General features: G+C 69.8%; 14 protein-coding genes. 4 read left to right on the top strand and 10 right to left on the bottom strand.

Annotation, left to right across the window (positions count from 1 at the left end; all coding sequences use genetic code 11):
- Positions 1-5 precede the first annotated feature (5 nt).
- The 9 genes from bcsA to AB3X08_RS18340 form a co-directional block, all read right to left on the bottom strand.
- Positions 6-2,156: a UDP-forming cellulose synthase catalytic subunit gene (gene bcsA, locus AB3X08_RS18300; protein WP_369934176.1), complete on the bottom strand. Its 2,151-nt coding sequence runs from the start codon at positions 2,154-2,156 to the stop codon at positions 6-8.
- A gap of 94 nt (positions 2,157-2,250) precedes the next feature.
- On the bottom strand, positions 2,251-2,655 hold the full coding sequence (locus AB3X08_RS18305) for a hypothetical protein (protein ID WP_369934177.1): 405 nt from the start codon (positions 2,653-2,655) through the stop codon (positions 2,251-2,253).
- A gap of 49 nt (positions 2,656-2,704) precedes the next feature.
- Entirely contained in the window at positions 2,705-3,163 is a 459-nt protein-coding gene (gene bcsD / locus AB3X08_RS18310; RefSeq protein ID WP_369934178.1) for a cellulose biosynthesis protein BcsD, read from the bottom strand.
- 213 nt (positions 3,164-3,376) lie between these two features.
- Entirely contained in the window at positions 3,377-4,561 is a 1,185-nt protein-coding gene (pncB, locus tag AB3X08_RS18315) for a nicotinate phosphoribosyltransferase (protein WP_369934179.1), read from the bottom strand.
- A 123-nt stretch (positions 4,562-4,684) separates the two neighbouring features.
- Positions 4,685-5,662 (bottom strand): glycoside hydrolase family 113, encoded by a 978-nt coding sequence (locus AB3X08_RS18320; protein WP_369934180.1) that lies wholly within the window; start codon positions 5,660-5,662, stop codon positions 4,685-4,687.
- Complete coding sequence (locus AB3X08_RS18325; protein WP_369934181.1) at positions 5,644-7,158, bottom strand: hypothetical protein; 1,515 nt, start codon at positions 7,156-7,158, stop codon at positions 5,644-5,646. Before AB3X08_RS18325 ends, AB3X08_RS18320 begins: the two co-directional genes overlap by 19 nt.
- Positions 7,106-8,995, bottom strand: a complete 1,890-nt coding sequence (locus AB3X08_RS18330) for a glycosyltransferase family 2 protein (protein ID WP_369938571.1) — start codon at positions 8,993-8,995, stop codon at positions 7,106-7,108. The genes AB3X08_RS18325 and AB3X08_RS18330 overlap by 53 nt, the downstream gene beginning before the upstream one ends.
- Positions 8,996-9,033: 38 nt before the next feature.
- The gene (locus AB3X08_RS18335) at positions 9,034-10,002 is read right to left on the bottom strand and encodes a hypothetical protein (RefSeq protein WP_369934182.1); all 969 of its coding nucleotides are present in this window, start codon (positions 10,000-10,002) and stop codon (positions 9,034-9,036) included.
- 170 nt (positions 10,003-10,172) lie between these two features.
- Positions 10,173-11,018 carry a glycosyltransferase family 2 protein gene (locus AB3X08_RS18340; RefSeq protein WP_369934183.1) on the bottom strand — a complete coding sequence of 282 codons (846 nt, stop codon included), beginning with the start codon at positions 11,016-11,018 and terminating at the stop codon, positions 10,173-10,175.
- Between the two features lie 370 nt (positions 11,019-11,388).
- On the opposite strand from AB3X08_RS18340, the gene AB3X08_RS18345 reads away from it, so the two are divergent.
- The 4 genes from AB3X08_RS18345 (at position 11,389) to AB3X08_RS18360 (ending at position 16,895) form a co-directional block, all read left to right on the top strand.
- On the top strand, positions 11,389-12,537 hold the full coding sequence (locus AB3X08_RS18345; protein WP_369934184.1) for a phosphotransferase enzyme family protein: 1,149 nt from the start codon (positions 11,389-11,391) through the stop codon (positions 12,535-12,537).
- Between the two features lie 158 nt (positions 12,538-12,695).
- Positions 12,696-14,858 (top strand): TonB-dependent siderophore receptor, encoded by a 2,163-nt coding sequence (locus AB3X08_RS18350; protein WP_369934185.1) that lies wholly within the window; start codon positions 12,696-12,698, stop codon positions 14,856-14,858.
- Positions 14,859-15,223: 365 nt separating this feature from the next.
- A complete protein-coding gene (pnuC, locus tag AB3X08_RS18355) occupies positions 15,224-15,805 on the top strand; it encodes a nicotinamide riboside transporter PnuC (RefSeq protein ID WP_369934186.1) in 582 nt (193 codons plus the stop codon).
- 352 nt (positions 15,806-16,157) lie between these two features.
- A complete protein-coding gene (locus AB3X08_RS18360; protein WP_369934187.1) occupies positions 16,158-16,895 on the top strand; it encodes a UTRA domain-containing protein in 738 nt (245 codons plus the stop codon).
- Positions 16,896-17,129: 234 nt separating this feature from the next.
- Here the strand turns inward: AB3X08_RS18360 and AB3X08_RS18365 are convergent, their stop codons facing one another.
- Entirely contained in the window at positions 17,130-17,963 is an 834-nt protein-coding gene (locus tag AB3X08_RS18365; RefSeq protein WP_369934188.1) for a glycosyltransferase family 2 protein, read from the bottom strand.
- Position 17,964: the final 1 nt, after the last annotated feature.

Raw genomic sequence — 17,964 nt, forward strand, 5'->3', positions numbered from 1 at the left:
GCGGCTCACGGCGCGGATTCCTCGCCGGCCGGACGCGAACGGAAACCGCCGCGGACGCTGTCGCCGACATGCTGGCCCAGGCGCTTGAAGCCGCGCATGCTCGCCGCGAACACCTGGCCCATCGATTTCCAGAAATTGTCGCGGTCGTGGCGGCCCCACTGCGACACCCAGATGTCAGCGCGGGCGAAGGTGCAGGCGACCAGCCAGCGCTCCTGCTCGATCGACATGGCGCGGAACTGCACGCTGATATGCCCGTCGCGGTCGTGGCGCACGATCGCCGGCAGGCGCCGTTCGACGTTGCGATGCGACAGGCCCACGTCGACTAGCGAATCCGGCTCCACCGGCGCCGCTTCGACCAGGTTCAAGGCCATACCGCCGGTGGAGAAGTTGACGGTGCGGCATGCCAGTTCCTGGCCGTCGGGCAGGTACAGCGTGGCCGGGATGCCCAGCGGCACGCGATGCGAGCGGCGCACCTGGCGCATCTCGCTGGCGGTGGCGATGGTGGCGCCGAGCAGCAGCACGTTGTAGACGGTCCAGGCCAGGTTGAACCAGATCGTCTGCGCTTCGCCGGTGGCGTCGGTGTAGATCAGGCGCATCGCTCCGGCGACCAGGCCGGCCAGATTCAACACCAGCAGGAACAGGTAGGGCTTGGCGATCTGCCGGTCGAAATAGCTGCGCGTAACCAGGCCGCCCTTGGGGGTGACGTTGAACTTGCCGAGCTTGGGATTGAACAGCGCCACCAGGGTCGGGCGCAGGATGTACCAGGCCAGCGTGGTCTCATAGACCTCGTTCCACAACAGATGGCGGAACTTGCCCTGGGTACGCAGGTTGGTCAGGTTGGCCTGCATGATGTGCGGCAACGCGTAGGCCAGGATCATCAGCGCAGAGGCGTGGATCACGTGCGCGCCGAAGAACAGGAAGGCCAGCGGCGCGGTCAGGTAGATGATGCGCGGCAGCCCATAGAAGAAGTGCAGCATCGCGTTGGCGTAGCACAGCCGCTGCGACAGGCGCAGGCCCTTGCCGAGCAGCGGATTGTCCAGCCGCGCGATCTGCGCCATGCCGCGCGCCCAGCGGATGCGCTGGGCGACGTGGCCGGACAGGCTCTCGGTGGCCAGGCCGGCGGCCTGCGGCACGGTGATGTAGGCGCTGCGATAGCCGCGCCGGTGCAGCTTCAACGCGGTGTGCGCATCCTCGGTGACGGTTTCCACCGCCACCCCGCCGACTTCCTCCAGCGGCTTGCGCTTGATCACCGCGCAGGAACCGCAGAAGAAGGTCGCGTCCCACTGGTCGTTGCCGTCCTGCAGCAGGCCGTAGAACAGCTCGCCCTCGTTGGGCACCTTGCCGTGGTTGCCGAGGTTGCGCTCGAACGGATCGGCGGAGAAGAAGTAATGCGGCATCTGCACCACCGCCAGCATGCGGTCGCGCAGGAACCAGCCCATCGCCACCTGCAGGAACGAGCGGGTCGGGATGTGGTCGCAGTCGAAGATCGCCACGTACTCGCCGCTGGATTTCTTCAGCGCGGCGTTGATGTTGCCGGCCTTGGCGTGGAAGTTGTTGGTGCGGGTGACGTAGTGGATGCCGGCCTGCACGCAGAACTCGCGGAACTCCTCGCGGCGGCCGTCGTCGAGCAGGTAGATGTTGAGCTTGTCCGCCGGCCAGTCCATCACGCTGGCGGCCAGGATGGTGGAGCGCACCACCGACAGCGGCTCGTTGTAGGTGGGGATGAACAGGTCCACCGTCGGCCACTGGCTCTGGTCGGCGGGCAGCGGCACCGGGCGCCGGTTCAGCGGCCACAGCACCTGGAAGTAACCCAGCACCAGGATCGTGAAGGCATACACCTCGGCCAGCAGCAGGCCCAGGCCGAGGCTCAGGTCGACCGCGCTGCTCACGCCCATGGTCTGGGTGATGCGCCACCAGATGTAGCGCGAGGACATCGCCAGCGACAGCGACATCATCACCAGCACCGCGAGCCGGCTGCCGCTGCGGCGCAGCAGCATCGCCGCGACGAACACCACCAGCGAGAACAGCATTTGCTGCGGCACGTCCATCGGAATGGCGACCACGAACAGCAACAACAAGGCGCCCAGCGCCCACAGCGACCAGGTGGCCAGTGTGTGCATGGGTTGACCGGTACGCGATGCGGACGCAGCGCTCATCAGCGATTCCTAACGAAGGGGGCGAAGCCGGCGCGCGTTTTCCCCTCCGCGCGGCGACTGGACGACGATGCGCGGCACCAGCGGCCGCGCGCGATCAGCGGTTCTGGAAACGCTTGAGCGGGCTATCGGGCGCCGGCGCGCGCGCGCGATCGCTGTCGAGCAGGCGCTGGAACAAGCGGGCCAGCGGCGTGGCCGTGCTGGCCGGCGCCGGCGCCGGCGCGCGTGCCGGCTCGGCCGCGCCCGCCCGGGGGGCAGGCGCCGCCACCGCCAGCCGCGGTTCTGCCGGCGCCCGCACCACCGATAGCGCCGGCGCAGGTACCGGCACGGCGGGCGGCAGCGGCACGGCAGCCGGCGGTTCGACGGTGGCAGGCTCCGGCGCGCTCAGCCGTGCCCCGGAAAAGTCCTGGTACGCGCTGGCGCCCTGGCTGCCGAGCTTGGCGAACAGGCTGGAAATGTCGTCGGCCGCATCGGCGCCGGCATGGTCGGTTTTCTTGGACATCGATCACCCCCTAAGATGATTTTGTAGCCGGTGGAATCGGATGGCCCGCTCAGGCGACCCGGCACAGCACGAAACGACGGACATCCTCCTCGACGGCCGGCACCGCGCGGATCCCCAGACCCGCCAACATGCCGGCCTGCTCGAACCAGGCGTGATACACCCCTTCCAGGAAGCCATCCGCTCCGGCCGCCTCCCCGGCCAGGGCGATCTGCAACGGCGAGCCGACGTGGGCCAGGTCGACCCGGTCGGCCTGCTCCTCGAAGCGCGCATACCCCCACTCCATGCGGTCCCAGACCCGGTTGACCCCGGCCTGCACCTCGTCCAGCGTCGCGCAGTTCCCGATCGGGTGCTCGCCGGCGAAACGGCGGCCGATCCGCGCCATCAGCAACGCCAGGTCCTCCGTCGACAGCTCCGCCGCGAACTCCTGGGCCAACGCGCGCAGAAAGCCGCGCCACTGCCGCGAACAGGCCCGGGTGCGGAAATGCGTCTGTAGCTCGGGAGAGCTCATTGGATGCTGCCTCCGATGGAAAAATGGCGCGGCTGGCGCCTTGCAAGGGTACCCAGCAAGCACGATGCCAATATGGCGGCCCTTGCCACTAATGCGACACAGTTCTCACTTTCACGGCCAATGGTAGCCGACTGCTGCGTCACAGCAAAGGGGGTCGCGGCGCAGCCTGCCGCCATTTTCGTCCAAGCGGCCGGGGCGTGACAGGCACACGTCTCACTCTTGAGGATCGGGCGCCACGTCGAAGACCTGGCGCAGATAAGCCAGGTACGCCGGGTCGTCGCACAGATTCTTGCCCGGCGAGTCGCTGAGCTTGGCCACCGGCTGGCCGTTGCAGCGGACCATCTTGATCACGATCTGCAGCGGGGTCGGCCCCAGATCGTTGGTGAGGTTGGTGCCGACGCCGAAGGCGAGCATGCAGCGGCCCTGGAAATGCGCGTACAGCCGCATCACCTTGTCGATATCCAGACCGTCGCTGAACACCAGGACCTTGCCGCGCGGGTCCACCCGCTGCCGCTGCAGGTGCGCCAGCACCCGCTCGCCCCATTCGAACGGGTCGCCGGAGTCGTGGCGCATGCCGTCGAACAACTTGCAGAAGTACGCGTCGAAATCGCGCAGGAAGGCGTCCAGCCCGACCACGTCGGACAGGGCGATGCCGAGATCACCGCGGTATTCGCGCGCCCACGACTCCAGCGCCGCAACCTGCGAATCGCGCAAGCGCGGACCCAGCGCCTGGAACGCCTGCAGGTATTCGTGGGCCATCGTGCCCAACGGGGTCAAGCCGTAGCGATGCGCGAAATACACGTTGCTGGTGCCGACGAACTGCGCGCCCAGGGTCTGCTGCAGGATCGGCAGCAGCTCGCCGTGCCAGGCTCGCGAATAGCGGCGGCGGGTGCCGTAGTCGGCGATCGCGCAGCCGCCGTAGCCGCTGCTGTCGCGCAACAGCGCGATCTTGCCCTGCAGCCGGCGCAGGCCCTCGGCGTGATGGTCGCCGCCGGTGTTGCGGAACCAGACCTCGTTGACGATCGCCAGCAGCGGCACCTCGAACAGGATGGTGTGCAGCCACGGCCCGCGGATGCGCAGTTCGATCTCGCCCGGCACCGTGGCCGAGGCCTGCAGCTGCAGGTACTTGCGGTCCAGGTGGAACAGCCCGAGGAAATCGGCGAAATCCGGCTTGATGAAGCGCAGGCCGCGCAGGTAGTCCAGTTCCTCAGCGCGGAAGCGCAGCGCGCACAGCGCGTCGATCTCGTCGGAGATCTGGCCCAGGAACTGCGCAAGGTCGATGCCCGGCGTGCGGCACTTGAAGCGGTATTCCACTTGCGCGCCGGGATGCTGATGCAGCACCGCCTGCATCATCGTGAACTTGTAGAGGTCGGTGTCGAGCAGCGAATCGATGATCATCGCGCAATTATGCGCCCAGCGCGCCGCCGGCTCCTGCTCTTTCCCTGTAGGAGCGGCTTCAGCCGCGACATGACCTGACCGGAGGATATCTGTCGCGGCTGAAGCCGCTCCTACAGGAGTGCGTCAGCGCGCCAGCACCGCCTGCGCCGGCTTGTGCTGCACGGTGAAATCGCTGTCGTGCGCGCCGCCCGCATCCGGATCGGTGTACCAGCACCACAGCGCGATGCCGGCGATGCGTTGCTCGCCCAGCACGCGGCGCCAGTCCTGCAGCACCTGCGCCTGCAGCGCGGTGTCCACCGCGGCGCTGCGTTGCTCGGGACTCTCCCAGGGCGCGGCCAGGCTGCCGCGCGCCGAGCGCAGTCCCAGTTCCGCCACCCACACCGGACGCCCGCTGCGCGTGCCCAGCGCCTGCACCCGCGCCGCCGCCGCGCGCATCTGCGCCAGGCGCTGCGCCGGTGCCGCCGACAACGCCGGATACAGGCTGGTGCCGACGAAATCGAAGCGTTCCCAGTAGCCGAAGCGCTCGGCCTGCTCCAGGCCGTCGGCCACGTAGCCGAGCGGACCGCGATACACCTGGCGCACCGCCGCCGCCAGCGCCGGCCACTGCGGCGCGTCCTGCAGGCCGCGCAATTCGGTGCCGACGATCAAGGCCGCGGCGTCCTCGTCGGCGGCGACCTGCGCCAGTTGCAGCAAGGCGCGCTGGTAGGCGCCGAACCAGGCCGCACGATCGGCCGGCGCGGCGTCGCCGGCCCAATGGCCGGGGATCCACAGATGCACCTTCAGCACCGGCTGCAGGCCGGCTGCACGCATCTGCCGCAGCCCGGCACGCACCTGCTCGGGGCTGCTGTCGCTGCCCAGCACCGGATCGTCGGACTGCGGCGTGGCCTGCCAGACGAAGGCGACCAGCAGCGCGCGCTCGGCGCCGGCATCGGCCAATTGCTGCAGCGAACGCTGCGCCGCGGCGCTGCCCCACGGCGCCTGTGCCGACACCTTGACATTGGCGCCCATCCACGGCGCTGCCGCGGGCGTGGCCGCGCCGCAGCCGCTGGCGCCCATCGCGAACAGCATGCCCAGCAGCCACCTCAAGGCGATCGGCGCCATACCCGGTAGGACCCTTGTCGGTAGACCAGACTGTAGCCCGGCAGGCCCTGTTGCCACAGCTGCGGCAAGCGCCGGTTGACGCTGTCCAGCACGCCGGCCTGGCTCGCCGGGTCGGCCACCACCACCTGCGCCGGCATCTGCCGCGGGTCGTCCAGCGCGCGCTTGAAGCGCGGGTCGAACGGCAGGATCAGGCCCTGCGCATCGCCGCGCGCAACGATCACCGCATAGCCGGCGCGATCGTCGAGCAGGGTCGGCAGCCGCGCCTCGGCCAGCCAGACGCCCAGCCGCGCTTCGTCAGGGTGCCGCGGCGCCACCGGCGCGCGCAGGGCCGTCGCCCAGTCGCGGGTGGTCGACGCGGCGGTCTGCGCGATGACCCAGCCGCTGGCGGCCGCCCCCAACAGCAGCAGCGCCAACGCCGGCCAGCGCAGTTCACGGCGCAGGTCGCCCAGCACCAGCGCCGCCGGCACCACCATCAGCGCCAGGAAATCCAGCGGCTGCGCGCTGAAGCGCGCCCATGCCGCCAGCGTGCCGGCGCCGATCACGGTGACGGTCGCCACCAGCACCCAGCGCCAGGTGTTGCCCAGGCGTGTGCGCCGCACCAGCAACAGCAGCGGCGTGGTGACCAGGCCGGCCAGCGCCAGGTACAGCGGCGGCCACCACGGGCGGGCCATGGCCTGCTGCAGCCACGGCTGCAGCGCGGCCTGCGCGTAGCTGCCGCGGAACGCCGAATGCTGGTCGCGTACGAACAGCAGGGCATCGCCGAAGAACAGGTAGTTGAGGTACATCCAGGTCGCGACCGCGAACAGGAACGGCAGGTAGCAGACCAGGTAGAACGACAGCGGCGCGCGCCGCAGCATGCCCTCCGGCGCGATCAGGCCCAGCCACGGCGCCATCGCCACGGCCAGGAAGCAGGCGCGCTCGTCGACGAAGAACAGCAGGCACAGGCCCAGCGCCAGGCGCAGGTAGGCGAAGGCTTCCGGATCGCCGCGGAAGTGGCGCAGCGCGCGGCAGGTCAGGTAGAACACCAGCAGGCCCAGGCCCTGGTTGTTGCCCGACAGCGTCGGCCACAGGAAGAACGGCTGCAACACCAGCGCCGCGCACAGGCCCCAGGCCCAGGCGCGTCCCAGGCCCGCGGCGAGGTCGCGCCACAGCAGGGTCACCATCGCCGCGCCGGCGAGCACGTCCACCAGATACGGCAGCAGCGGCGTGGACAGCCCCGGCACGCCGCCGATCAGCAGGCCCAGGTACAGCGAGGCCTGCGCGTACAGGAAGCCCAGGTATTCGGTGCGGAAGCCGGCCGCGTCGCGCAACAGCAGCAGCTTGGCGTACTGCGCCATCGCGTCGTCGCTCATGTAGCCGTGCGCGAGCAGGCGCTGGCACAGCAGCGCCAGCAGCGCGGCGGTGACCACGAACACCGCGACGCCGCGCGGGCGCCGCGGCGTCTCAATCGTCGAGTGCGGCGCGGCGCTCTTCGGCCATGTGCTTGCTGATGCCATGGGTGGTCTTTTCCCAGTAGAACGGATTGCGGATGAGCTGCCACAGGCCCTTGTAGGCGGCGAGCGATTGCAGCAGCCAGTACAGCGGCACGGTCAGCGCGTACGGCGCCAGCCGGAAGTAGTCGCGCTTGAACGCCGCCAGCAAGGTCATGTAGATCAGGAAGCCGTTGCCCAGCAGCAGATTGAGCAGACTCAGGTACAGCAGCGCGGGCGGAAAGAACGGATTGAACGCATGCGTGTCGGTCAGCGCCCAGATGCCGTAGATCAGCCACATCGGCGGGGCGATCAGCGCAGTGAAGAAGGTGCCGCCGACGAAGAACTGGAAGCCCCAGAAGCCGCGGAAACCGACCGAGCGGTACAGCTGCACCGGATCGCGCATGTGCACCAGCCAGGTCTGCATGTAGCCCTTGAGCCAGCGCGAACGCTGCCGGATCCAGTTGGGGATGCTGACGTTGGCTTCCTCGAACGTGGTCGAATTGACCACGCTGACCCGGTAACCCTGCTGGGTCAGGCGCACGCCCAAGTCGGCGTCCTCGGTGACGTTGTACGGGTCCCAGGCACGCACCTTGCGCAGGATGTCCAGGCGGAAATGGTTGGAGGTGCCGCCCAGCGGGATCGGGATGCGCAGGGTTTCCAGCGCCGGCAGGTAGAAGTCGAACCACAACGTATATTCCAGCGTGAACATGCGCGTGAGCCAGTTCTCGTCGGCGTTGTAGTAGTTCAGCCGCGCCTGGATGCAGGCCACGTCGGCCGGCGATTTGCGGAACGCGGCGACCGCGCGCTTGAGCTGGTCCGGCTCCGGCTTGTCCTCGGCGTCGTAGATGGTGAGCATCTGCCCGCGCGCGAACTGCAGCGCGTAGTTGCACGCCTTGGGCTTGGTCTTGGGCTGCGACGGCGGCACCCGGATGATCTCGAAGAACGCCTCCAGCCCCAGCGCCTTGGCCGCCTCGATGGTCTCGGTGTCGTCGGCCTCCAGCACCAGCTTCACGTCGAGCTTGGAGGTCGGGTAGTCGAGCCGGCGCAGCGCGTTGGCCAGGATCGGCAATACGTCCGGCTCCTTGTACATCGGGACCAGCACCGTATACACCGGCAGATCCTCGTCGCTGAGCGCGGCCACTTCCGCGTCGGTGACCTTGATCTCGATGCGGCGCCGCGCGCCCAGCCAGGCCAGCGCGAACTTCAGCGCGAACGTGGCCACGAAGGCGATGCCGACCACGGCGTTGATCGCGATCAGGCTCGGCACCGGCCAGATCGCCAGCGCCAGCAGCAACAACGCCGCCACGGTGCACAGCGACACCACCTGCTTGCGGGTGACCACCTGTTTGGCCGAATGCTCCGGCGCGTGGTCGGCGAGCAGGTTCAGCGCATCGTGGGTGAGCTGCGCATCGGCCTGCTGCTGCAGGCCCCAGACGATATCGAACTTGGAGGTGCCGACGAAGCGCACGTCCGCGCCGTACTGGTTGCGCGCCCAGGCGAAGGTCTCCGGGCCGGGATCGGCCACCGCCAGCACCAGCCGGCCCTCTTCCATGCGCCACGGCAGCACCAGGCGCTGCGCGTAGTCGGCCAGCCGCGCCGGCTCGAACAAGGCCGGATCGATCGGCTGCTGCAGCAGGTTGACGAAGTTCAGCCCGAAATGCGCCGACAGCACCGTGTAGAAGCGCAGCGCGGTGACCCCGCGCTGGGCCAGCACCACATCGCCCAGGCGCGAACGCCAACGCGCCTGCAAGGCCAACGCGTCCTGCAGCTGCGCCGCGTCGATGACCCCGGCTTCGACCAGCGCGGTGCCGATCGGGCTCTGCCAGCCGCGCGGCTCGGGGACGCTGCCGAGCGGACCGATCGCGTCGGTCGTCGCCGGTGGGTTCACCGCCGCCACCGTCAGAACCGCCACCAGGCGGCGACGAACGGGCCGCCGGCGCCGCCGGTGTTGCGCCCGGCCACCGGCTGCTGGTAGCCGAGCTGCAGTTGGGTGCCGCCGGGCAAGGTATGCAGCAGCGAGGCCTGCAGCTTGGTCAGGTCGTAGTTGTTGCCGCGGATCGGGGTGCCGGGCGCGTACACCGGGTTGGGACCGTTGCCGTTGCCCAGGCCCTGGATCACGTTGAGTTCGCCGATCAGCATCCAGCGCGGCGCCAGCGCCAGGCCGCTGCTGATGTCCACCCGCGCCTCGTCGGCGGAGTCGCCGCCGCGCAGGCGCACCGCCGCACCGAGGTCCACGTAGCCGTCGCGGTTGCCGGCCCGATAGCCGCGGCCGACGCTGTAGCGCAGCTCGGCGCCGTAGTCGCCCTGCCCCAGCGCCGGATGGTCGCGATCGGCGGCGTCCTGGCGGCTGTAGCCGGGGATCAGCGCCAGCACCTGCAGCGCGCCCTGCCAGGGGCCGTCGCGGCCGTCCGGATCCAGACGGTAGCGCAGGCCGATTTCCTGGTCGGCCCAGCCGGTGGTGTGCTGGTTGCCGTAACCGCTGTCGTTGCGATAGCCGACCTTGTCGAAATAGAAGTTGCCGACCAGGGTCAGGTCCGCACTCAGCCCGTACTCGGCGTACAGGTTCAGCTGGTCCTGACGGCTGCGCCCGGCATCGGGGAAATTCTGGTCCTGGCCGTGGCTGTTGTAGACCGCACCGCCGTCGCTATGGCTGGCCTTGAGGATCACCAGCGCGGCGCCATCGTCCTGTACCCAGGCACCGGCGAAACACGGACCGGCCGCCAGGGCGGCCAGGCCCAACGCCAGCGTCGACAGCCTGCGTGCGCGGCGGCCAGGCCGGTGCCGGGCGCGGCCATCGCCGGCCACGGAAATCGGAGGCGCGCATACGCGCGATCGCGAGCGCGCGCGCTCGTCGTACGGCTGGTTCATCGCTGTTGTTTCCTGGTGGGGGGCCCCTGGAACAGGGAGCAGGAAACGATCCCGTAGCGGGATCGCGACAGGAACGTAGCACTTTTTTCGCGTGCTTCACATCACACAATAAATGAACTGCTCATCACGCATACAGCCTGGCGCGACCACGCACCAGTCTGGTGCTGCGTTCAGCCGGGACGCCGCCAGCACAGCTTGGCGAAGGTCACCCAGGCATGCAGCCAGATCACCGCCCACACCGCCGCACGCACCGGCGCGGCACGCGTCGGCGCCTCGAACTTGCGGAAATAACGCCACAGCCCGCGGTGCTTGTGCCATTCCACGAACCAGGGCCGCTTGCGGCTGGACACGCCGCGCACGTGCAGCACGCGCAGGGTATTGAGCACCGCCACGGTGGCCCCGGCCTGGCGCGCGCGGCGGCACAGGTCCAGGTCCTCGGCATGCAGGCGGTAGCCGGCATCCCAGCCGCCGATGCGGTCGAACAGTGCCCGCGGCAGCAGCATCAGCGCGCCGGAGATCGCGTCCACCCGCTGCAGCGGCTGCGCCGGGTCCACCGCCAGCGCCAGCCGCGAACCGGCCAGCGGGTGCCGCAGCATCGCCGCGAAGTCCGGATCGCGGCGACGCACCGCGGCATCGGCGCGGCCCTGCTCGTCGACCTGCTCCACCCCGAGCAGCGCGTCGCCAAGCGCGGCGACCTGCGCGCGCAGCAGCGCCAGCGTGTCGGCCTCCACCATCAGGTCAGGATTGACGAATGCCAGCCACGGCGCATCGCTGGCCGCCGCGCCCTGGTTGCAGGCGGTGGCGAAGCCGGGGTTGTCGGGATTGGCGATGAAGCGCACGCGCCGGTCCTCAAGCGCGTGGCGCTGCACGATGGCCAGGGTGTCGTCGCGCGAGGCGTTGTCGACCACGCGGATCTGCGCGACCTCCGCCGCCGCGCGCAGCCGCTGCAGGCAGGCATCGATGGTGCTGCCGCTCTCGTAGGTCACCACCACCACGGCCATCTGCTGTTCGCTCATGCGCCGATTATCCGGGCAAAGCCGCGCGCGCAGAAGGCGTCGCACCCTGGCCGGCGTTCGCGCGCGGCGATTGTGCGACGTGCGCGCCGCGCCGACGCGGTAGAATCTGCGGTTCCATGCCTTGCGCGGTGTAGATGACGGCTAGCGCCCACTACCGCGCGCTGCCGCCAGGATCGATACGCATCGGCCGCCCAGTTCGCTGGCGGCCGTGCATGCCGATGGCCCGGCAGCGTCGCCGCTTTTCGACCGATATCGCCATCGGCTGCCGCCGCAAACCTCCGCATCGCTGGTCTAGACCAAATTCCGAACAGCGCGAAGCGCCACGCCATCGCAACGCCATGCGGACCTCCCCACCTCCGGGACGGGTCCGATGAGCGCGCACCAGATCCATGGTATGAGCCTGGCCCCGGCCACGGCGGACTGGCCGCCCCTGCGCAGCGACGAGGTGGACGCGCTGTTGCGGCATATGGGCCTGCCCGACGCGGTCCGCGCCTTGCGCTGGCACAGCCCGCGCCCGTTCTCCGCCGCGGCCGAGGTCGAGAGCGCCGTAGGCACGCTGTTCGTCAAGCGCCATCACCGCACATTGCGTGATGCGCGCACGCTGGACGAGGAGCACCGCTTCATCGAGCACCTGCGCGCGCGCGGCATGCCGGTGCCGGTCCTGCTGCGCGCGCCCGACGGCGCCAGCGCGATCGCACTCGGCGACTGGACCTACGAAGTGCAGCGCGCCGCCACCGGCGAAGACCTGTACCGCGACACGGCCTCGTGGCTGCCGTTCGCCGACACGGCCCACGCGCAGGCCGCCGGACACGCACTCGCATCGCTGCACCGGGCCGCAGCCGGCTACACGGCACCGCCGCGCGGCACCACCCAGCTGGTCGCCAATCTGCGCCTGTTCGGCAGCGCCGATCCGCTGCAGGCGCTGCAGCGGGACCTGCGCGCGCGGCCGGCGCTGGCGGCCTGGCTGCAGCGGCACGACTGGCGTGACGACCTGCGCCGGCATCTGCTGCCGTGGCACGCGCGCGCCTGGCCGCTGCTGCAAGCGCCGACGCCGCCGCTGTGGACGCATGGCGACTGGCATGCCTCCAACCTGCTGTGGCGCGGCCACGGCGCGGCGAGCGAGGTCAGCGCGGTGTTCGATTTCGGCCTGTCCGACCGCAGCTTCGCGCTGTTCGATCTGGCTACCGCGATCGAGCGCAACCTGGTGCCGTGGCTGCAACTGGATGTCGGCGGCCGTGCGCCCGCCGACCTCGATCAACTCGACGCGTTGCTGCACGGCTACGCGCAGCGGCTGCCGCTGGACACGGCGCAGCTGCGCCTGCTGGCCGCCGTGTTGCCGATCGTGCACGCCGACTTCGCGCTCAGCGAGATCGAGTATTTCGCCGGCATCACCGGCTCCGACGCGAACGCCGACATCGCCTATCGCCGCTACCTGCTCGGCCATGCCGACTGGTTCGGCGGCGAGGAAGGCCAGCGCCTGCTGCGGCGGTTGCAGCACCACGCGGAGGCGGTGCGATGAGCGTCTCGTCCGCGCTGCCATGCGCACCGGCGCGCCCATGGCGGGCGCAGGCCACCCGATCGCGCGGGCCTTGTGCCGATCGCCATTTCCAATTCCGCCGTTGCCCACACGCATCGGCATCCATCCATTCCGTTCCGATTTCCGCTTAGAGGTTCCGCATGTCCCCCACCTTCCCCACACTCGCGCCACTCGCCCTCGCATTGGCGCTGGCTGCCACCGCCGCACCGGCACGCGCGACCGATGCAGACACGCAGACGCCGGTCGAGCTGGACGCGGTCAACGTGCAGGGCGAGCAGCCGCGCAACCGCTCCACGCTGGGCGGCTACGGCGATGCCGCGCTGCTGGAGACGCCCGCCTCGATCGCGGTGATCGACCGCACCCAGCTGGACGACCGCCAGGTGCGCGTGCTCAGCGAAGTGCTGCGCGCCGACGCCTCGGTCGGCGACAGCTACGCACCGATCGGCTATTACGAGAACTTCGTAGTGCGCGGCTACTCGCTCAACGCCGCCAACAGCTACCGCATCAACGGCCTGACCGTCACCGGCGAGCAGAACGTGGCGCTGGAGAACAAGGAACAGGTGCAGGTGCTCAAGGGCCTGTCCGGCCTGCAGTCCGGGCTCACCGAGCCGGCCGGGGTGATCGACTACGTGACCAAGCGCCCGCAGCAGGTGCGCACGCTGACGCTGGGGACCGACGACGACGGCGGCCGCTACGCCGCGGTGGACCTGGGCGACTGGTTCGGCCGCGAGCGCCAGTTCGGCCTGCGCGTCAACGCCGCGCACGAGGACATCCGCAGCTACGTCGCGCATGCCGACGGCCACCGCAATTTCCTGTCGCTGGCCGCGGACTGGAACATCGATCCGCAATCGACGCTGCAGCTGGACGTGGAGTACCAGGACCGGCAGCAACGCTCGGTGCCCGGCTATCAATTGCTCGGCGGCGAACGCGTGCCCGGCGACGTGTCGGTGCACCGGTTGCTGGCGTATCAGCCTTGGTCCAAGCCGGTCGGCATCGACTCGCTCAACGCGCAGCTGCGCTATCAATACCGTTTCAACGAAGCCTGGCGCGCGCAACTGGCGGCCGCCCACAGCCGCGCGGTGATCGACGATTATTCCAGCTTCGCCTGGGGCTGCTACGGCGCCGCCAGCTGCGCCAGCGACGCGATCCCCAACTACTTCAGCCGCGAAGGCGACTACGACATCTACGACTACCGCAGCCCCGACGACACGCGCCGCAACGACCAGCTGCAGGCGACCGTGTCCGGCAGCTTCGCCACCGGCGCGCTGCAGCACCAGCTCAACATCGGCGTGGACTATTTGCAGCGGACCATCGACCAGCATGGCTCGATCAACGAATGGATCGGCAGCGGCAACATCGATGCGGATCCGCCGCTGCTGGCACAGACCGACGTCGAACTCGGCCCCAAGCGCCGGCGCCTGGACAGCACCCAGCGATCGCTGCTGGCCAGCGACCGCATCGGCATCGGCGAGGACTGGCAACTGCTGCTGGGCGCGCGCCAGGTGCGCTACGACGAGCGCGCCTGGGACCGCGACGGCGTACTGACCCGCCACACCCGCCGCTCGGAAGTGCTGCCGCAGGCGGCGCTGCTGTTCAAGCCGCAGGACACGCTGTCGCTGTACGCCAGCTTCGCCAAGGGCCTGGCGCCGGGCGGCACCGCGTCGTGGTTCGCCAGCAACGCCGATGCGATCCTCGCCCCGACCAGCGCCTACCAGAGCGAGGCCGGCCTGAAATACGAGCGCGCCGGCCTGGCCCTGGGCGCGGCCGTGTTCGACATCCGCCAGGCCTATCAGTACGCGCAACCGCAGGCCGACGGCAGCTTCCTGTATGTGCAGCAGGGGCGCCTGCACAACCGCGGCATCGAACTGTCGGCCGACGGCGCGATCGGCGAGCGGCTGCACCTGCAGGCCAGTGTCGCCGGCATCCGCGCGCGCGCCGAGGACACCGGCACACCGGCCTACGAAGACCACCAGGCACTGAACGTGCCCAGGCTGCGCGCCAGCGCCCAGGCCAGCTGGGACGTGCCCGGCACAAGCGGCCTGGCGCTGCTGGGCGGCGCGCAGTACAGCGGCGCCAAGTACGCCGACCGCAGCGGCCGCGTCGCCGTCGGCGGCTATACCGTCTACAACCTGGGGGCGCGATATGCGACGCGGCTGGGCACGGTGCCGACCACGCTGCGACTGAGCGTGGACAACCTGGCCGACAAGCGCTACTGGCGTGACGTCGGCGACTACATGGGCGACGACTACCTGTTCCTGGGCGCGCCGCGCACGGCGCGGCTGGCGCTGCAGTTCGATTTTTGAAGGCAGGGAGTGGGGAGTCGGGATTGGGGATTCGCAAAAGCAAGAGGTCGGCGGCGAAGACATGACCTTGTAGGAGCGGCTTCAGCCGCGACGCTTTACCGCCAACGTGTCACGGCCGAAGCTGCTCCAGAGAAAAGCGCGACGCCATGCGTTCGCAAAGTTTCCTGATCGCCGATTCGATATTGATCCGATTACCAGCCTAGCCCTTCCACCGTCTCGCCATGTCTCCCGCGATGTGTGAGCGGCTTCTGCTACGACAGGAAAGCGTCGCGGCTGAAGCCGCTCCTACAGAAGGGCGCAATGCGGTGAACTCGCGAAGCGCTCCCACTCCCGAATTCCCACTCCCCAATCCCGGCCTTCCCACCATGTCCCCCCTCGAACTCCTCGCCGTACTGGTCAATGTGCTCGGCGTGTGGCTGACCGCGCGCCGGACGCGCTGGTGCTGGCCGGTCAACGTGGTCGCGGTGCTGCTGTACGCGTGGCTGTTCTATCAATGGAAGCTGTACTCGGACATGTTGCTGCAAGGCGTCTACGTATTCCTGCAGGGGTACGGCTGGTGGCGCTGGAGCCAGGGCCGGCTGGACGATGGCAAGGTCCAGGTCGGCCCTCTACCGCGGCGCGAAGCGGTGCTGTCGCTGCTGGCCGGCGCTGCCGGTGCGCTGGCGCTGGGCTGGCTGATGCACCGCCATACCGATGCCGCTCTGCCGTGGCTGGACGCGGCGCTATCGGCCTTCAGCCTGGTCGCCAGCTTCTGGGCGGCACGCAAGCGCATCGCCAACTGGACCCTGTGGATCGTGCTCGACTGCCTCTACGTCGGCGTCTTCGTCTACAAGGGGCTGTACCCCACCGCGGCGCTGTACGCCGGCTTCGTGGTGCTGGCGATCTACGGCTTGCGGCTGTGGCGGGCGGACTTGCGCCGCGCCGTCGCGGCGCAGCCGTTGCCATGAGCCAGCGCATCCGCCTGCGTCGCAATCGACGCAGGCCGGCGTCGGCGAGCAGCCGGGACGATCAGCGTGACCTGGGCGCAAGGGACGCAGACGATGCATGTCACGTCAGCCTGCGTTAGCCGGCTACCGGTCGCGCCGCAGTGCCGCGGGCGCGCGCGGCGTCGCTATGCTGGAGCATTGTCGATCCCGGGCATGCAGTGAACGGAGCATTGTGGGAGAAGACTCCAGCTGGCCGGGGCCATCCGCCGCGCCAGGCTTTGCAAGCAAGGCCCGTCGAGACTGCGGTCGCCCACATAATCGTCGTTGCCTGCGACCATGGTCAGGAAAAGTGCAGCACAGCCACGGAGACCCCATGCCCACGCCGTTGACTCCCGCCGCCGGCTTCGGCCAGCGCATCGTCGATGCCCTGCTCGCACGCATCGTCGGCGGCGAATGGGCCGCGGACCAGCGCCTGCCGGTGGAGCGGGAACTGGCCGCGCTGTTCGGCTGCACCCGCATCACCTTGCGCGAGGCGCTGCAGCACCTGGAGTCGGAAGGCTACATCTACCGCGAGAACCGGCGCGGCTGGTTCGTCAGCGCGGCGCGCGTGCGCCACGATCCCACCAGCATCGCCGGCTTCATGCAGTACGTCGCCGCGCAAGGCGGCACGCCGCGCACCGAACTGCTCGGCGCGCGCCGCCAGCCGGCCGGCGCGACGCTGGCGCGGCACCTGGAACTGGACGATGCGCAGGCCGAGGTGTTCGTGCTGCAGCGCCGGCGGTGGATCGGCCGCCGCGCGGTGCTGCTGGAGACCAATGCGATTCTCGCCGCGTGGGCACCGAGCCTGCTCGATCACGACCTGGCCGGCTCGCTCAGCGCGGTGCTGGGACAACGGCTCGGACTGCGCCAGGCGCGCAGCCGCCTGTCGATGTACCCGGCCACGCTGGTCGCCGAGCAGGCCGCGCTGCTGCAGTCCACCGTCGGCACGCCGTGCTTCCGTCTGCAGCGGGTGAGCTACGCCGCCGACGGCCGCGCGGTGGAATTCGATATCGAATCCTGGCGCCACGATGTGCTCGAAGTGACGGTGGAGGTGCAGGCACCGCCGGAGTGAGCGGCCTGCGCAATGGCGGCAGTGCAACGCGCCGACGCAGGCCGGCGGAGATGCGCGGCTGTGGCCGGCCAATGTCCTGAACCTTGCGCAGGAGCAGCGACACACTTGCATTTTGTGGGAGCGACTTCAGTCGCGACGGGCGTTACCGGTTAGGCCCGTCGCGACTGAAGTCGCTCCCACAACACGTCAGCGACCGACAACACCACGCCGATTTCCAGCGCCGCGTCGTAAGCGCTAGGCCTCGAACAGCGCGCGCTGCGGATCCGGCGGCGGCAGGTCGGCGTACAGGCGTTGCAGGTCCTCGCGGCGCGCGCGCAGCGGATCGTGCATCAGGAAGCCGGCCAGGCGCGCGTGCCAGGCCGGCCAGCGTGTGGCCAGCGCATCCATGTCGCCGTCGGCGGCGCGGCCTTCGCCGCTGCGCGCCACGTAGGCGGTCTCGCACAGCACGTTGCGCCAGCCGAGTCCGGCCATGCGCAGCGACAGGTCGACCAGCGCCGCGTACCAGGATCCGTAACTGCTCGCGTCCAGGCCGCCGGCGCGCTGCCGCGCCGCGCCGCGCAGGGCCACCGCGTGGCACACCGCCGACGGCAGTTCCGGATGCTCCGGCGGCAGCGCCGCGCAGGCGCGTGCCAGGCGTTCGCCATCGTCGGGCAGCGGATTGATCTCGCCCAGCCGCGGCCAGGCGCAGGCTTCGCCGGCGTTGCTCCACGGCGTGGCGCTGGCGATGGCCGCATCGCGCGCCAGGCATGCGCTCAGTTGCTGCAGCCAGCCGGGCAGCGGTTGCGCATCGGCGGCCAGCACCACCACGTCGGCGGCACCGCAGGCGCGCAGCATTTCGTCCAGATGCGCGACTTCGCCGAGCATGCGCGGGCGCCGCGTGTAGTCGGCCTGCAGGCGGGTGTGCGCCAGCCAGGCCTCGACCACGCGCTGGCCACGCGGCCCGGCCTGCGCGTCGTCGGCCAGCCACACGCGGGTGCCGGCCGGCGTGTGCGCCTCCAGCGCGCCCAGGCATGCGTCCAGTGCGGCGTCGTCGACGCCGACCGGCAGCAGCACGATGGGCAGGGTCACC

This window comes from Xanthomonas sp. DAR 34887, from assembly GCF_041245805.1.
In the GTDB taxonomy this organism is placed as follows: domain Bacteria; phylum Pseudomonadota; class Gammaproteobacteria; order Xanthomonadales; family Xanthomonadaceae; genus Xanthomonas_A; species Xanthomonas_A tesorieronis.

Coding starts and splice junctions, on each gene's coding strand:
- AB3X08_RS18335 (WP_369934182.1), bottom strand. CDS start 10,002: ATGAACCAGCCGTACGACGAGCGCGCGCGCTCGCGATCGCGCGTATGC.
- AB3X08_RS18345 (WP_369934184.1), top strand. CDS start 11,389: ATGAGCGCGCACCAGATCCATGGTATGAGCCTGGCCCCGGCCACGGCG.
- AB3X08_RS18305 (WP_369934177.1), bottom strand. CDS start 2,655: ATGTCCAAGAAAACCGACCATGCCGGCGCCGATGCGGCCGACGACATT.
- AB3X08_RS18325 (WP_369934181.1), bottom strand. CDS start 7,158: ATGGCATCAGCAAGCACATGGCCGAAGAGCGCCGCGCCGCACTCGACG.
- AB3X08_RS18340 (WP_369934183.1), bottom strand. CDS start 11,018: ATGAGCGAACAGCAGATGGCCGTGGTGGTGGTGACCTACGAGAGCGGC.
- pnuC (WP_369934186.1), top strand. CDS start 15,224: ATGTCCCCCCTCGAACTCCTCGCCGTACTGGTCAATGTGCTCGGCGTG.
- AB3X08_RS18350 (WP_369934185.1), top strand. CDS start 12,696: ATGTCCCCCACCTTCCCCACACTCGCGCCACTCGCCCTCGCATTGGCG.
- AB3X08_RS18360 (WP_369934187.1), top strand. CDS start 16,158: ATGCCCACGCCGTTGACTCCCGCCGCCGGCTTCGGCCAGCGCATCGTC.
- AB3X08_RS18320 (WP_369934180.1), bottom strand. CDS start 5,662: ATGGCGCCGATCGCCTTGAGGTGGCTGCTGGGCATGCTGTTCGCGATG.
- bcsA (WP_369934176.1), bottom strand. CDS start 2,156: ATGAGCGCTGCGTCCGCATCGCGTACCGGTCAACCCATGCACACACTG.
- bcsD (WP_369934178.1), bottom strand. CDS start 3,163: ATGAGCTCTCCCGAGCTACAGACGCATTTCCGCACCCGGGCCTGTTCG.
- pncB (WP_369934179.1), bottom strand. CDS start 4,561: ATGATCATCGATTCGCTGCTCGACACCGACCTCTACAAGTTCACGATG.